The organism is Amycolatopsis sp. cmx-11-32 (assembly GCF_047608695.1).
Taxonomy (GTDB): Bacteria; Actinomycetota; Actinomycetes; order Mycobacteriales; family Pseudonocardiaceae; genus Amycolatopsis.
The window spans coordinates 107,572-120,337 of record NZ_JADNQN010000010.1 but is presented as its reverse complement, the minus strand read 5'-3'; the positions used below and the strand labels follow the sequence as shown (position 1 = coordinate 120,337).

General features: G+C 69.6%; 14 protein-coding genes. 4 read left to right on the top strand and 10 right to left on the bottom strand.

From position 1 onward, the window contains the following. Window positions 1–84 precede the first annotated feature (84 nt). Window positions 85–1,626, bottom strand: a complete 1,542-nt coding sequence (locus ACM6LR_RS27390; protein ID WP_414936288.1) for a M28 family metallopeptidase — start codon at window positions 1,624–1,626, stop codon at window positions 85–87. A gap of 80 nt (window positions 1,627–1,706) precedes the next feature. Here ACM6LR_RS27390 and ACM6LR_RS27385 point away from each other — a divergent pair, with 80 nt between their 5' ends. Continuing rightward, window positions 1,707–2,684 (top strand): NAD(P)H-quinone oxidoreductase, encoded by a 978-nt coding sequence (locus ACM6LR_RS27385; protein ID WP_414936289.1) that lies wholly within the window; start codon window positions 1,707–1,709, stop codon window positions 2,682–2,684. 52 nt (window positions 2,685–2,736) lie between these two features. Here the strand turns inward: ACM6LR_RS27385 and ACM6LR_RS27380 are convergent, their stop codons facing one another. Next, the gene (locus tag ACM6LR_RS27380; protein WP_414936290.1) at window positions 2,737–3,936 is read right to left on the bottom strand and encodes a cysteine desulfurase-like protein; all 1,200 of its coding nucleotides are present in this window, start codon (window positions 3,934–3,936) and stop codon (window positions 2,737–2,739) included. Between the two features lie 134 nt (window positions 3,937–4,070). Between ACM6LR_RS27380 and ACM6LR_RS27375 the strand changes: the two genes are divergently transcribed. Further along, the gene (locus ACM6LR_RS27375) at window positions 4,071–4,679 is read left to right on the top strand and encodes a bacterial proteasome activator family protein (protein WP_414936291.1); all 609 of its coding nucleotides are present in this window, start codon (window positions 4,071–4,073) and stop codon (window positions 4,677–4,679) included. A gap of 59 nt (window positions 4,680–4,738) precedes the next feature. Here ACM6LR_RS27375 and ACM6LR_RS27370 read toward each other — a convergent pair whose 3' ends face one another. Genes ACM6LR_RS27370 through ACM6LR_RS27355 form a run of 4 tightly spaced genes read right to left on the bottom strand, consistent with a single transcriptional unit; the run spans window position 4,739 to window position 7,835 of the window. After that, a complete protein-coding gene (locus ACM6LR_RS27370) occupies window positions 4,739–5,854 on the bottom strand; it encodes an epoxide hydrolase family protein (protein WP_414936292.1) in 1,116 nt (371 codons plus the stop codon). A gap of 52 nt (window positions 5,855–5,906) precedes the next feature. Beyond that, the gene (locus ACM6LR_RS27365) at window positions 5,907–6,119 is read right to left on the bottom strand and encodes a hypothetical protein (RefSeq protein WP_414936293.1); all 213 of its coding nucleotides are present in this window, start codon (window positions 6,117–6,119) and stop codon (window positions 5,907–5,909) included. Then, complete coding sequence (locus ACM6LR_RS27360; RefSeq protein ID WP_414936294.1) at window positions 6,103–7,092, bottom strand: spore coat protein; 990 nt, start codon at window positions 7,090–7,092, stop codon at window positions 6,103–6,105. The genes ACM6LR_RS27365 and ACM6LR_RS27360 overlap by 17 nt, the downstream gene beginning before the upstream one ends. Next, window positions 7,089–7,835: a cytidylyltransferase domain-containing protein gene (locus ACM6LR_RS27355; RefSeq protein ID WP_414936295.1), complete on the bottom strand. Its 747-nt coding sequence runs from the start codon at window positions 7,833–7,835 to the stop codon at window positions 7,089–7,091. The genes ACM6LR_RS27360 and ACM6LR_RS27355 overlap by 4 nt, the downstream gene beginning before the upstream one ends. 49 nt (window positions 7,836–7,884) lie before the next feature. Here ACM6LR_RS27355 and pseB point away from each other — a divergent pair, with 49 nt between their 5' ends. Continuing rightward, on the top strand, window positions 7,885–8,868 hold the full coding sequence (gene pseB / locus ACM6LR_RS27350; RefSeq protein WP_414936296.1) for a UDP-N-acetylglucosamine 4,6-dehydratase (inverting): 984 nt from the start codon (window positions 7,885–7,887) through the stop codon (window positions 8,866–8,868). Further along, window positions 8,861–10,033 carry a DegT/DnrJ/EryC1/StrS family aminotransferase gene (locus tag ACM6LR_RS27345; RefSeq protein ID WP_414944782.1) on the top strand — a complete coding sequence of 391 codons (1,173 nt, stop codon included), beginning with the start codon at window positions 8,861–8,863 and terminating at the stop codon, window positions 10,031–10,033. Before pseB ends, ACM6LR_RS27345 begins: the two co-directional genes overlap by 8 nt. Here ACM6LR_RS27345 and pseI read toward each other — a convergent pair. The 4 genes from pseI to ACM6LR_RS27325 are packed head-to-tail and all read right to left on the bottom strand — an operon-like array spanning window position 10,030 to window position 12,680. Continuing rightward, complete coding sequence (gene pseI, locus ACM6LR_RS27340) at window positions 10,030–11,085, bottom strand: pseudaminic acid synthase (RefSeq protein WP_414936298.1); 1,056 nt, start codon at window positions 11,083–11,085, stop codon at window positions 10,030–10,032. The genes ACM6LR_RS27345 and pseI overlap by 4 nt on opposite strands. 30 nt (window positions 11,086–11,115) lie before the next feature. Beyond that, window positions 11,116–11,577 carry a GNAT family N-acetyltransferase gene (locus tag ACM6LR_RS27335; RefSeq protein ID WP_414944781.1) on the bottom strand — a complete coding sequence of 154 codons (462 nt, stop codon included), beginning with the start codon at window positions 11,575–11,577 and terminating at the stop codon, window positions 11,116–11,118. Then, entirely contained in the window at window positions 11,574–12,014 is a 441-nt protein-coding gene (locus ACM6LR_RS27330; protein WP_414936300.1) for a hypothetical protein, read from the bottom strand. Before ACM6LR_RS27330 ends, ACM6LR_RS27335 begins: the two co-directional genes overlap by 4 nt. 36 nt (window positions 12,015–12,050) lie before the next feature. Then, window positions 12,051–12,680, bottom strand: coding sequence for a hypothetical protein (locus ACM6LR_RS27325; RefSeq protein WP_414937087.1), 630 nt, complete (start codon window positions 12,678–12,680; stop codon window positions 12,051–12,053). Between the last annotated feature and the right edge of the window lie 86 nt (window positions 12,681–12,766).

Here is a 12,766-nt window from a genome sequence, read left to right as displayed (position 1 = left end):
CTGGTCACCTGAAGTACAGGAAGGCCCCCTTCCTTGCGCCTGGCGCAAGGAAGGGGGCCTTCCTGTACTTGGGGCACGTGCCTACTACGCGGCGACGTGGTGGTCGTCGGCGTGGACGGAAGCCGTCAGGCTCCGCTGCTTGGACCGCTCAGCCGCGCGAAGGGCCTTCGCCTTCGCGGCCTTGCCACCCGGGACACCATTGATGTTCTCGGTGCTGGTCGCGTACACGCCCAGGGCCCAGGCGACGGCGTCGGAGTTGCGGTCGAGCGCGACGCGGTCGACGTTGCCGAGGTTGTCGCACTTCTGGTGGTAGCACTTGTCGTAAGGAACGTTGGCGCTACCGCCCCACTTCGCCGCCTGCGCTGCGGTCTTCACGCCTTCGGCACCGGTGAACAGGCCACCCGCCGGGATGCCGACGGCGATGAACTGGCCGTAGTCCGAACGACCGGTGAAGTCGGTGCCTTCGACCGGGACGCCCTTGCCCTTCTCGAGGTAGTTCACGAGCGTCTTCTCGAGCTGCGCGGAACCGTAGGGGCCGGGGCCCGCACCGGTGGCGTCGGAGTCGTCACCGTCGTAGGCGAAGTACGCCGCGTTCGGCGAGCCGATCATGTCGTAGTTGTAGTACAGCGCGATGTCGAGCTGCTGTTCGAAGCTCAGTGAGTTGACGTAGTGGGTCGAGCCGACCAGCCCGAACTCCTCCGCGCTCCACCAGCCGAAGCGGACGGCGTTGTTGACCTTGGCCTTGGCGCCCAGCTGCAGGGCGGTCTCCAGCAGCGCGGCCGAACCGGTGCCGTTGTCGTTGATGCCGGGGCCTTCGGTGACGCTGTCGAGGTGCGCCCCGAGCATCACGACGTTGTCCTTGCGGCCGGTCTTGGTCTCGGCGAGGACGTTGTAGCTGGTCCGCGCCTCTTGGAGAGCACGCAGGTCGAGGGTGACCGGGGTACCGGCCTTTCCGGCGAGCACCTGGCCGTCGGCCTGGGTGACGCCACCGGTCGGGATCTTGCCCGCGGCCGGGTCACCGAGGGTGCCGTTGACCGGGCCCGGGACGTTGTTGTAGACGATCGCGCCGATGGCGCCCGCCTCGGCGGCTGTCGCCTGCTTCTGCGCGAAGGAGCAGCCACCACGCTGGATCAGCGCGATCTTGCCGGTGACCCCGCCGGCGTAGTCGGCCGCTTCGCAACCGCTGGTGTCGTCGACCGGGACCACCGCGAGCGGCGCGGTGATTCCGCCCGCCGGCGTCGACGGGCTGTAGGACATGATGATGATGGGGACGTCGGCGCCCGCGACCGTCAGCTTCTCCGCGAGGGTTTCCGCGTAGGTGAACGGGAACTCCTGGCGGGTGACCGCGAAGCCGGCCTGCTCCAGCTTCGTGGCGACGTACTCCGCGGACTTCTTGTGGCCCTCGGTGCTGGCGGCGCGGCGGCCGCCGTTCGCGTCCGAGATCCGCTGAAGGGCGATCAGGTGCCGGTTGACACTGGCGCCGTCGACCTTGTTGACGAGCTGCTTGGCCAGCGCGGGGCCGTCGAGCTTGGGCGCGGCCGTCGCAGCGGGAGCCATTCCGACCGTGAGCGCGGCGGTCGCCATCACCACGATCGAGGGAACGATGCTTCTTCGCGAATATGACATGGGGGTCACCTTTATGTGGTTTGCGCCACAGGTCAACCGACGTTCGGCGGACTTCAGAACACCGGGATAGGGTCGGCTGTATGTATGCGATCACCATCCGTGAGCCCGGCGATCCCGATGTTCTCGAATGGACAGAGGTGGCGGATCCGGTGGCGGCCGAAGGCGAAGTGGTGATCGACGTCGCGGCGAGTGCGGTGAACCGCGCTGACCTGCTGCAACGCCAAGGTCTCTACCCGCCTCCGCCGGGTGCCAGCGAAATCCTCGGCCTCGAATGTTCGGGCACGGTCGCCGAAATCGGCGAAGGCGTCGAAGGATGGCAAATCGGGGACGAGGTTTGTGCTTTGCTCGCCGGTGGCGGCTATGGGGAAAAGGTCGCCGTTCCGGCCGGACAACTGCTTCCGCTTCCCGCCGAAGTCGAATTGCTGGCGGCCGCGGGACTTCCCGAAGTCGCGTGCACGGTTTGGGCCAATGTGGTGATGCACGCCGAGCTGTCCGAGGGCGAGGTTCTGCTCGTGCACGGTGGCGCGGGCGGGATCGGCACGCACGCGATCCAGGTCGCCAAGGCGCTCGGCGCGACGGTCGCGGTGACGGCGGGTTCGGAAGAACGGCTGGAGAGCTGCCGCCAGCTCGGCGCCGACATCACGATCAACTACAAGGAGCAGGACTTCGTCGAGGTTCTGCGCGCCGAGACCGGCGGCGCGAACGTCGTCCTCGACAACATGGGCGCGAAGTACCTCGACCGCAACGTCGACGTGCTGGCCGCCGACGGGCGGCTCGTGATCATCGGCATGCAGGGCGGGATCAAGGGCGAGCTCCACATCGGCAAACTGCTGGGCAAACGCTGCAGCCTGTACGGCGCCGGCCTGCGGGCGCGGCCGCTCGAACAGAAGGCGGCGATCGTCGCCGACGTCCGCGAACGGCTGTGGCCGCTGGTGGGGCAGGGTTCGGTGAAGCCGATCGTCGGGCAGGTCGTGCCGATGGCCGAAGCCGCGTCCGCGCACCGGGCGCTCGAAGAAGGCACCGTTTTCGGCAAGGTTCTGCTCGCCGCTAAATCCTGACCGGCCAGGCGCAGCCTGTCCGTCGAGGGTGGCGGCGGGGCGGGGTCCGGGCTTAGCGGATCTCCTCCAGTACCCGGACCAGCTGATTGACCTCGAAGACGTTCGAGTAGTGCGCGAGGCCGATCCGCACGGCGCCGCCGATTTCGGCGGCGCCCAGTGACCCGAAGACGCCGCTGGTGCCGTCGTCGGCGAAGGCGCAGAGCCCTTGCGACGCGAGATACTCCGCGACCTCTGGCGACTTCTTGCCCGCCACGGCGAAGGCCAGCGCGGGAATCCGGCGCATGGCGTCGCCCATGACCATGACGTGCCGCAGCGAACGCAGCTCCGTGGACAGTTGCGCCAGCAGTCCCGCGTGGTACGACTTCGCCGAACCCAGCGACGTCACCAGCCGCTCGCGCCGCGAACCCATCGCCGCGTCGTCCAAGCCGGCGAGGTAGTCGATCGACGCGATCAGCCCGGCGAGCAACGGGTACGCGTGCGGCCCCAGTTCCATCCGGGCCGGGCCGCGCGCGGCCGGGTCGAGCGAGACCGACGGCAGCCGTTCGAGCAGTTCGGGATCGCGGAAGACCAGCGCCCCCACCGATGGTCCGCCCCAGGCCTGCGCCGAAACCACTATCACGTCGGCGCCGAGCGCGTTGAGGTCCAGCGGCACGAACGGCGCCGCGTACGTCGCGTCGACGACGACCAGCGCGCCGACGCGTTTGGCGAACTCGATCACCGTCGGGACGTCAGGCCGGGTGCCGACCGAACCGGACGCCAGCGTGACCGCGACGACCTTGGTGCGAGCGGAGACGAGGTTCTCGTACTGCCACGCGGGCAGCTCGCAGGTCTCGATGTCGATCTCGCCCCAGCGCACGACCGCGCCGACACGTTTCGCGGCGCGGCGCCACGGCGCGAGGTTGGCCTCTTCGTCGAGCCGGGAGACGACGACCTCGTCACCGATCGTCCAGCGGTCGGCCATCGCGTCGACGAGACGGCGGATGAGGTCGGGCGCGTTGGGTCCGAGCACGACTCCGGCCGGGTCGGCGCCGACCAGGTCGGCGACCGCCCGGCGAGCGGCCGTGACAATGCTTTCCGCGCGCTGGGAGGCCGGAAACGCTCCGCCCGGCCCCGACACCGGAGCACGCATAGCCGTGGATACGGCCGAAGCGACCTGTTCAGGTACGAGCATTCCGGCGGCGCCGTCGAAGTGAATCCAGCCGTCACCCAGCGCGGGAAACAACCCACGGATACGAGCGACGTCGAACGCCATGGGGACACCGTACGGACGTGCGGTTCGACGCTTTACCCGGGGTTGGGTGCCCGACCACGGGGCGCGACGATTCCCGCTACGCTCGGAGACGGCGCCGAAAACCACGCTGCGCTTCGTACCCGACGTAAGCCAGGATGGAGCACATGACCGACCCAGTTTCCCGCGAATCGACCACCCCCGGCGACGGCGGCGGAGACTCCTCTCCCCACGTGGTGGTCGTCGGTCCCGACGGCACCCCGGTCGGCACCGCGCGCCTCGCCTCCGGCTCCGGCGAGCAGGGCGAAGGCGAGCAGCACGAGGAGTCGCTCGGCGACCTCGTCGAAGAACCCGCCAAGGTGATGCGGATCGGCACGATGATCAAGCAGCTGCTGGAGGAGGTCCGCGCCGCACCGCTGGACGACGCCAGCCGCACGCGCGTGCGTGAGATCCACCAGACCTCGATCCGCGAGCTGGAGCAGGCGCTGGCGCCGGAACTGCAGGACGAGCTGGAGCGGCTGGTGCGGCCGTTCACCGAGAACTCGACGCCGTCCGATGCCGAGCTGCGGATCGCGCAAGCTCAGCTGGTCGGCTGGCTGGAAGGGCTGTTCAGCGGCATCCAGACCGCGCTGTTCGCGCAGCAGATGGCCGCACGGGTGCAGCTGGAGCAGATGCGGCGCGGTCTCCCTGCCGGCCCTTCCGCCGGCGGCGGCACGGGCTTTGGCGGCGGTCCCGGTGAGGCGCACGGGCCCGGCCAGTACCTCTGACGCTCACGAGCGCGCTATGAACGGTCCGTTCCTTGCAAATTTTGCAAGGAACGGACCGTTCATAGCGTCCGGGGGTTGCGCAGCGGGCTGAAGAAGGTCCGCAGGTCCGCGATGAGCAAGTCCGGCACCTCCAGCCCGGGGAAGTGACCGCCGCGGTCCGGAGTGGACCAGTGCACGATGTTGTCGGTGCGCTCGGCGAGGTGCCGGATCGGGTGGCCGGTGTCCTTCGGGAACACGGCGACCCCGGTGGGCACAGTGGACTTCGGCGGTTCCTCGCCCCAAGCCCCGCCCGGCGCGGCGTAGATCCGCGAAGACGAGTTCGCCGTGCCGGTGAGCCAGTAGAGCATCGCGTTGGTGAGCAGATCGTCGCGATCGATCGCTTCTTCGGGGACGTCGCGCGAGTCCGAAGAGGACTCGAACTTCTCCACCAGCCACCCGAGCTGCCCGGCCGGTGAGTCGGTGAGCCCATAGGCAAGCGTTTGCGGCTTGGTCGCCTGGATCATGGCGTAGCCCAGCTCGCCGTACTGGAACTCCTCCGGATCCGACTCTGACACCGCCTCAGCGCTCGGCAACATCGTCAGATGCGCCCCGATCACCCGTTCCGGGCACCGGACGCCCACGGCGCGCGAGACGATCGCGCCCCAGTCGCCGCCGTGCAGCCCGAACCGCTCGTACCCGAGCCGCGACATCAGCACCGGCCAGGCGCCGGCGATCCGGTCGGAACCCCAGTCCGCCTCGGTCGTCGGCCCCGAGAAGCCGAACCCCGGCAGCGACGGCACGACGATGTGGAACGCGTCGTCGGGGTCGCCGCCGTACGCGCGCGGGTCGGACAGCGGCCCGATGACGTCGAGGAACTCCACAATGGACCCGGGCCAGCCGTGCGTGAGCACCAGCGGTATCGCGTCCGGCTCCGGCGACCGCGCGTGCAAGAAGTGGACGTTCGCGCCGTCGATGTTCGTCATGAACCCCGGGAAGCCGTTGAGTCGCTCCTCGTGTGCCCGCCAGTCGTAGCGGAGGCGCCAGTACTCGACGAGGTCCTGGAGGTACCCGAGCGGCGTGCCGAGCCCCCAGCCGACACCGTCGATCTCGTCCGGCCAGCGGGTGTTCGCCAGGCGGGTGGCGAGGTCGTCGAGGTCGCGCTGAGGAACGGCGATCTTGAACGGCGAGATGGTCATGCGACGACGGTAGGGAGGATCGAGGACAGCCGCGGACCTCGATCCAGCGGGCTCATACCCGGAACTGCGGCAAGACCCAATCCGACATCAGGTCGGCGACGTCCTCGACCCGTTCCTCTTCCACCTCCCTGCCCTCCGACCGGAGGAACAGGATCGTGTCGATCAACTCGATCTCCCTCGCGAGCAAGGGCCGGATCTGCAAGATGCTCGTTTCCCTGGCGACGGCGTCGAGGAGAGTGGCCCGGAAATCACTGCTGACGTCCATGTCCCCCGCTCAATCCCCAGACGGCTTCCACCCGGTCCAGTACCCGGTCCACACCCTGCCCGTCCACAACGGACGCGGCCGTCTCCGAGAATCGCCGCCGCACCACCGGATCCCGCAGCAAGGTCCGCAGCGTCTCGACGGCGTCGTCGTTCAGTGCCGCCGCGCTCCCCAGGCCGGCCGCGAGCCCGAGGTCCAAAGCTCCCCGGTACCCGGTCTCCTGGTTGTCGACCAGCCGCACGACGCCGGTCGGAACTCCGAGGCAGCACAGCTCCAGCAGCGTGACACCGGCCGCGCTCACCGCCACGTCCGTCTCCACCAGCAGGTCGAGCAGGCCAGGACCGGGCGGCGCGATGCGGAATTCCTGGCCGGGCAAGGCCTTCGGCACCACCGGTTCACCACGCACGAGGACATCGGCGACGAACGGCAGGCCCGTGTCACGCAAGGCATGCAGCAGCGCGCTGACCGTCTCGGCCCATTCCGTCCCGCCGCCGAGCACCACGGTCACGTGCGGCCGCTCGGCCCCCTCGCGGCCGCGACGCTTCTCTCGCGCCTCCCGGACCACATCTCGCAGCGGCGCGTAGGCCACTCCTCTGAGCAGTTCGGTGGAACCGTCGTCGGGCCGCGGCGCGGGCGCGAAGCCACAGTCGACGACGAGGTCCGCCGCGCGCCTGCCGAACACGTCGTCCTCGATGGACACCAGCAGCGCACCGGCGGCGTTGACGCTTTCACGCAGCTCGCCGAGGCCGTAGTGATCGACGAGCACCACGTCGAAGCCGTCGAAAGGCACGGACGGCAGTACCGGCACGGACAGCTCCCCGAACCGGGCCGCCAGCCACTCGGCGTTGTCCACGAAACCCGAGAACGCGACCTCCCAGCCCCGCGCGACCGCGCGTTCGGCGTAGGCGACCATGCGCGAGACATGGCCCGCGCCGATCGTCCCGGAGGCGTCGGCCCGCAGCACCAGTCGAGTCACCGGGCCACCTTTTTCTGCTCCACGTGCGCGTTGAGTCTCGCGAGATCGGGTCGCGCGCGCAGTACGGCGACCACTTCGCGCCAGTCGCCGACGCGGTCTCCCAGCTCGGCGACGACACCTTCGATGACCGCCCAATCCTCGGCGGTGTCCAACGTCACGCGCAGGTCCTCGGCGGGCGGGCTGACCACGACACCGAAGCAGGAGTACGTCTCCGGCCGCGAGTAAATGCCGGATGTCACGTGCTCCCGGTCGGCACCACGGGCGGTCTCGACCTGCTCGGCCAGCACTTCCGCACGCACGAGTTCGGCGTCGAAGCCGCGGGGCAAGGTACGCACCAGGGTCGTGCTCAGGTAGTCCAGCGAGGGCTGGGCGCGCCACAGGGTGACGAGCTGCCCGATCAGTGCCGGGTCGAGCAGCGGGCAGTCGGCGGTGAGCCGCACCACGGCATCGGCGGGATGAAGCGCACAGGCGGCGGCGAACCGCGCGAGGACATCGTCCAGCGGGCCTCGGGCGACCAGCGCGCCGTGCCGCTCGGCCTCCGCGGCCACCGCGTCGTCTTCGGCTTCGGTGGAGGTCGCGACCACGACGTCGTCGATTCCCGGCGAGGCCGCGGCGGCACGGACGACCCAGCCCAGCACGCTCCGGCCGGACAGGGGCCGCAGCACCTTGCCCGGCAGCCGGGTCGACGACGCCCGCGCCTGGATGACGGCGTTGACCACGTGGGCCCCGGGGGCTGGATCCATGGGTGACATGATGGCCTGCGGCAGTAGCACCGAAACGCGGAGGTCGACGATGTCCGAGCTGGATGGCTCCAGCATCCTGCTCACCGGCGGGACCGGTTCGTTCGGCAAGGCGTTCATCACCTACGCCCTGGCCGAGCTGAACCCGCGACGGCTGGTCGTGCTCTCCCGAGACGAGCTCAAGCAGTACGAAGCGCGTCAGCAGTTCGACAACGACCCGAGGCTGCGCTGGTTCATCGGCGACATCCGGGACCGCCGCCGCCTCGAGCGCGCGATGCACGGGGTCGACTACGTGGTGCACGCCGCCGCCCTCAAGCAGGTCGACACGGGTGAGTACAACCCGTTCGAATTCGTGCAGACCAACGTCGTCGGCTCGCAGAACGTCATCGAGGCCGCGATCGACACGGGCGTGAAGAAGGTCGTCGCGCTCTCGACCGACAAGGCGTCCAGCCCGATCAACCTCTACGGCGCCACGAAGCTGTGCGCCGACCGGATGTTCATCAGCGCGAACCACTACGCCGCGACGCATCCGACCAGGTTCTCAGTGGTCCGCTACGGCAACGTGATGGGCTCGCGCGGAAGCGTGATCCCGTTCTTCCGCGCGCTCGCGGCCAAGGGCGAGTCGCTGCCCATCACGCACAAGGAGATGACCCGTTTCTGGATCACCCTCCCGCAGGCCGTGCAGTTCGTGGTCGACTCGTTCGACCAGATGAACGGCGGCGAGCTGTACGTGCCGCGTATCCCGAGCATGCGGCTGGTCGAACTCGCGCAGGCCATCGCGCCCGGGTCACCGATGCACGAGGTCGGCATCCGGCCCGGTGAGAAGCTGCACGAAGAGATGATCGCCCCCGACGACGCCCGCCGCACGCTGCGGCTGACCGACCGCTACGTCGTCCAGCCGCATATCGCGGGCTGGGGTTACGAGCCGCCGTCGAGCGGCACCGCCGTGGCGGAGAACTTCGCGTACCGCTCGGACACCAACGACCTGTGGCTCGACGCCGATGAGCTGCGCGACCTGGTCGAGCAGTATGGCTGAGTCCGATGCCGCCTCCGCGGGAAAGAGCACGTCGGCTGACTTCCTCCCCTACGGCCGTCAGTCCATCTCGGACGAGGACATCGCCGCGGTCACCGAGGTACTGCGCGGCGACTGGCTGACCACCGGCCCGGCTGTCACGCGGTTCGAGGAAGACCTCGCCGAGCACACCGGCGGCACCCCCGCCGTCGCCGTCACCTCGGGCACCGCGGCACTGCACGTCGCGTACGCGGCGGCCGGGATCGGACCCGGCGACGAGATCGTCACGTCACCGATGACGTTCGTCGCCACCGCCGCGACGGCCGCGCTGCTCGGCGGCAAGGTCGTCTTCGCCGACGTCGAGGCGGACACCGGGAACCTCGACCCGGCCGCCGCTTCGGCTGCGGTCACCTCGCGGACCAAGGTCGTCGCGGCCGTCGACTACGCCGGACACCCCGCTGAGCTGGACGAACTCGGCCGCATCGCGCACGACAACGGCGCGCTGCTCCTGGAGGACGCCGCGCATTCCGTCGGCGGCAACTGGCAGGGCAGGCCGGTCGGCTCGCTCGCCGACCTCACCACGTTCTCCTTCTTCCCCACCAAGAACCTCACCACGGCCGAAGGCGGCGCGGTGATCGCCGGTTCGGACGAGCTGCTGGCGCGCGCCCGCGGCTTCCGCAACCACGGGCTGGTGCGGGACAAGGCCGCGCAGCGTTATCCGGACGAGGGCGCGTGGCACCAGGAGGTGCATGAGTTCGGCCTCAACTACCGGTTGCCGGATGTGTTGTGCGCCTTGGGAAGCAGCCAGCTGCGACGGCTCGCGGAGTTCAAGAAGCGCCGCGCCGGGATCCATGCGCGCTACACCGCCGCACTGTCCTCTTTGGACAGCGTACTGACGCCCGCGGTACGCGACGGCGCGGACCCGGTGTGGCACCTGTACCCGCTGCGAGTCCTCGAAGGACGACGGCGCGCGTTGTTCGACCGCTTGCGCGCCAAGGGAATCGGCGTGCAGGTCAACTACATCCCCGCGTACTGGCATCCGGTGTTCGAAGAACTCGGATACCGGCGGGGCCTGTGCCCGAACGCGGAGCTGTACTACAGCCAAGAGCTTTCGCTGCCGCTGTTCCCGGCGTTGACCGACGCCGACGTGGACCGCGTCATCGACGAGGTCCACGCCTTCTTCGGCTAGATCAAGCCCCAGCTGAGCGCGGTGCCCTTCGGGACATCAGAGGCGAACTCGCGGCCGAGCACGTTCACGATCTCCGACGGCGCCAGCCCACCGGCGGGCCGGATCGAGCGCACGTTCTCCCGCGTCACGGTGTCCCCGGCACGCACGTCCTCGACGACGTAGAGGGACCGCCGCAGCCGCAGTCCTTCCTTCTCGCTCTCGCGCGGCCCGATGACCGCCGCGCCCAGCGCCTCCCAGGCGCGATGCGACTCGGTGACCAGCGCGGCCAGCTCGGCGGGCTCCAGGGAGAACTCCGAGTCGACGCCGCCGTCGCTCCTGGCCAGGGTCACGTGCTTCTCGATCGCGACGGCGCCGAGGGCGACGGCCGCCAGCGGGGCGCCGATACCGGGCGTGTGGTCGGACAGGCCGACGAGCGTCCCGGTCACACCCGCCAGGACGGGCAGGCCGCGCAAGTTGCTCTCCGCGGGCGAGGCGGGGTAGCTGGCGGTGCAGCCGAGTACGATGAGCTGGTCGTTACCCGCCCCACGCGCGGTTCGCACCGCCGCGTCGATCTCGGCGACGCTGGCCATCCCGGTCGAGATGATCAGCGGTTTGCCGGTCTTCGCGCACAGTTCGATCAGCGGCAGGTCGACGATCTCCGACGACGCGATCTTGTACGCGGGCGCGTCCAGCGATTCCAGCAGGTCGACCGCGGAGGGGTCGAACGGGCTGGAGAAGATTTCGAGACCGTGGGCGCGGGCCCGTTCGAACAGCGGCTCGTGCCACTCCCACGGGGTGTGGGCGCGCTCGTAGAGCTGGTAGAGGTTCTCGCCGCCCCACAGCGAATGCGAGTCGCTGACCCGGAAAGCGGGGGTGTCGACGTCGATGGTGATCGTGTCGGGCCGGTAGGTCTGCAATTTGACCGCTTGCGCGCCGGTTTCGGCGATCGCGTCGACGATCTCCAGCGCCCGGTCCAGCTCACCGTTGTGGTTCCCGGACATTTCGGCGATGACGAACGGCGGATGCCCGGCTCCGATGCGGTGCGCGCCGATCCGGACTTCCTTTGCTGACATGGACGAAACGCCTCCCTGACGACGGTCTGCTCAAGCCACAGTCTTACGCAGCTTCCGGAAACCGTCGACGGCGGGCGCGGTCTCGGTGTACCCCGCCCGGTCGAAGAGCGCGGCCGACGCGGCGTTGTCCTGGTGCACGGCCGCCACCACGACCCGCGCCCGGTGACCGGCGGTGAAGGCTCGCTCACCCGCGGCCAGTACCGAGCCCGACAGGCCACGGCCCCGGCTTTCCGGCGCGAGGGTGATGCTGACCTCCCAGACACCCTCCTCCTCCTCGCGATCGAACCGGACGGTGCCGACCGGGACCCCGTCGAACTCGACGACGTACAGCGCTCTCTCGGTCGACGCGAGTACCCCACGCAGCCAGGCCGAATGCTCGTCCAGCGCGATGACGCCGGTCGAACGCGAGGCCTGCCGGGTGCGGGGGTCGTTCCGCCAGTCCAGCAGCAGCCCGGCGTCGGCCTCCGTGGCCGCTCGGGCCAGTACGGTCACCGAGCCTGGTCGGCGGTCTCGCGCTGCTGGTCTTCGAGGCGGCGCAGCCGGTCCTCGTAGCGGGCGATGCCGGCCAGCCGGACGCGGATCTGGGCGTGCTGACGCTGGATCTCCTGGATCAAGCTGCGTGCCTCGGCCAGTTCGGGCTTGTCTGCGTGCGCCGGCAGCGAGATCGACACGCGCAGATCCTCCAGCTGGGCCTCCTGGGCCGCGACGCTCGGGATCAGCCGGTCCAGCTCGGCGCGGGTCCAGCGCAGGTCACCGCGTGCGTGCTCGAGGCCGCTCTCGGCGCCGTCGAGCCGTCGGCGGTGGTCCGCGGTGGCGTGTTCGAGTTCGTTGACCCGCCCGTTGAGGTCGCGGAGCCGCTCGTCGATCCGGAAGTCGATGAGCCGGGCGATCCGGCCGATCACGCCGTTGCGGAGTTTCTGCACTGCCATGGGGTGGTTCCTTCTCAGGGTGGGCTGACTGCGGTGTCAGCGCAGGAGTTCGGTTTCGCCGGTCTTCGTCCAGGAGTCCAGCAGCCTGCCCTCGGCGGCGATCTGGTGTTCGGGGCCGACGATGCAGGAGTCGCCCGCGGCGTGCTCCCAGTGGGTCTGGTCCGGGTCGTCGATGAACGAGAAACCGGACAGGATCAGGTTGGCGTGCGGGAACGACGTCCGCGCGATCCAGGCGGCCAGCGTCCCGGTGGTCGACCACAGGCCCTGTTCGCGGCTCGGCAGGCCGAGCGCGTCCGAGAGCGGCAGGACGACTTCACGGTTCGGCACCGGCACGTAACCGAGGTCACCGGGCCACCAGCCCGGGATGTCTTCGGGTTCCCAGTGCATCCGGCCCGGCTCGACCAGCAGGTAGAGCCGCTGACGGTAGTCACGGAAGACGTGCTTGGTGGCGCGGACGGCGCGGTTGAACACGACGACGTGCACCCGGCTGCCGACGGTTTCGGGGCCGCCCGGCTCGTCCACGACGAAGCCGTTGACCCGGATCACGAGGTCACAGGCGTCGATGGCCTTCGCCCGCCGGGGGTCCGGCGGCAGCGGCTGATTCCCGACCACGGCCACCGAACGGGGCTCCGGCCGGTCGGCGTATGCGGCGAGCAGATTGACCATCAAGCTCGCGTCGCCGAGTGCAGCAGTCATGAGGGCAGAAAGTACCAGGCACGCACCGCGTCCGGGCGCCAAGCCGACGGTAGCTT

Excerpts from the sequence above, each read along its gene's own strand:
- ACM6LR_RS27390 (WP_414936288.1), bottom strand. The coding sequence starts at position 1,626 with ATGTCATATTCGCGAAGAAGCATCGTTCCCTCGATCGTGGTGATGGCG.
- ACM6LR_RS27385 (WP_414936289.1), top strand. The coding sequence starts at position 1,707 with ATGTATGCGATCACCATCCGTGAGCCCGGCGATCCCGATGTTCTCGAA.
- ACM6LR_RS27380 (WP_414936290.1), bottom strand. The coding sequence starts at position 3,936 with ATGGCGTTCGACGTCGCTCGTATCCGTGGGTTGTTTCCCGCGCTGGGT.
- ACM6LR_RS27375 (WP_414936291.1), top strand. The coding sequence starts at position 4,071 with ATGGAGCACATGACCGACCCAGTTTCCCGCGAATCGACCACCCCCGGC.
- ACM6LR_RS27370 (WP_414936292.1), bottom strand. The coding sequence starts at position 5,854 with ATGACCATCTCGCCGTTCAAGATCGCCGTTCCTCAGCGCGACCTCGAC.
- ACM6LR_RS27365 (WP_414936293.1), bottom strand. The coding sequence starts at position 6,119 with ATGGACGTCAGCAGTGATTTCCGGGCCACTCTCCTCGACGCCGTCGCC.
- ACM6LR_RS27355 (WP_414936295.1), bottom strand. The coding sequence starts at position 7,835 with ATGGATCCAGCCCCCGGGGCCCACGTGGTCAACGCCGTCATCCAGGCG.
- pseB (WP_414936296.1), top strand. The coding sequence starts at position 7,885 with ATGTCCGAGCTGGATGGCTCCAGCATCCTGCTCACCGGCGGGACCGGT.
- ACM6LR_RS27345 (WP_414944782.1), top strand. The coding sequence starts at position 8,861 with ATGGCTGAGTCCGATGCCGCCTCCGCGGGAAAGAGCACGTCGGCTGAC.
- pseI (WP_414936298.1), bottom strand. The coding sequence starts at position 11,085 with ATGTCAGCAAAGGAAGTCCGGATCGGCGCGCACCGCATCGGAGCCGGG.
- ACM6LR_RS27330 (WP_414936300.1), bottom strand. The coding sequence starts at position 12,014 with ATGGCAGTGCAGAAACTCCGCAACGGCGTGATCGGCCGGATCGCCCGG.
- ACM6LR_RS27325 (WP_414937087.1), bottom strand. The coding sequence starts at position 12,680 with ATGGTCAATCTGCTCGCCGCATACGCCGACCGGCCGGAGCCCCGTTCG.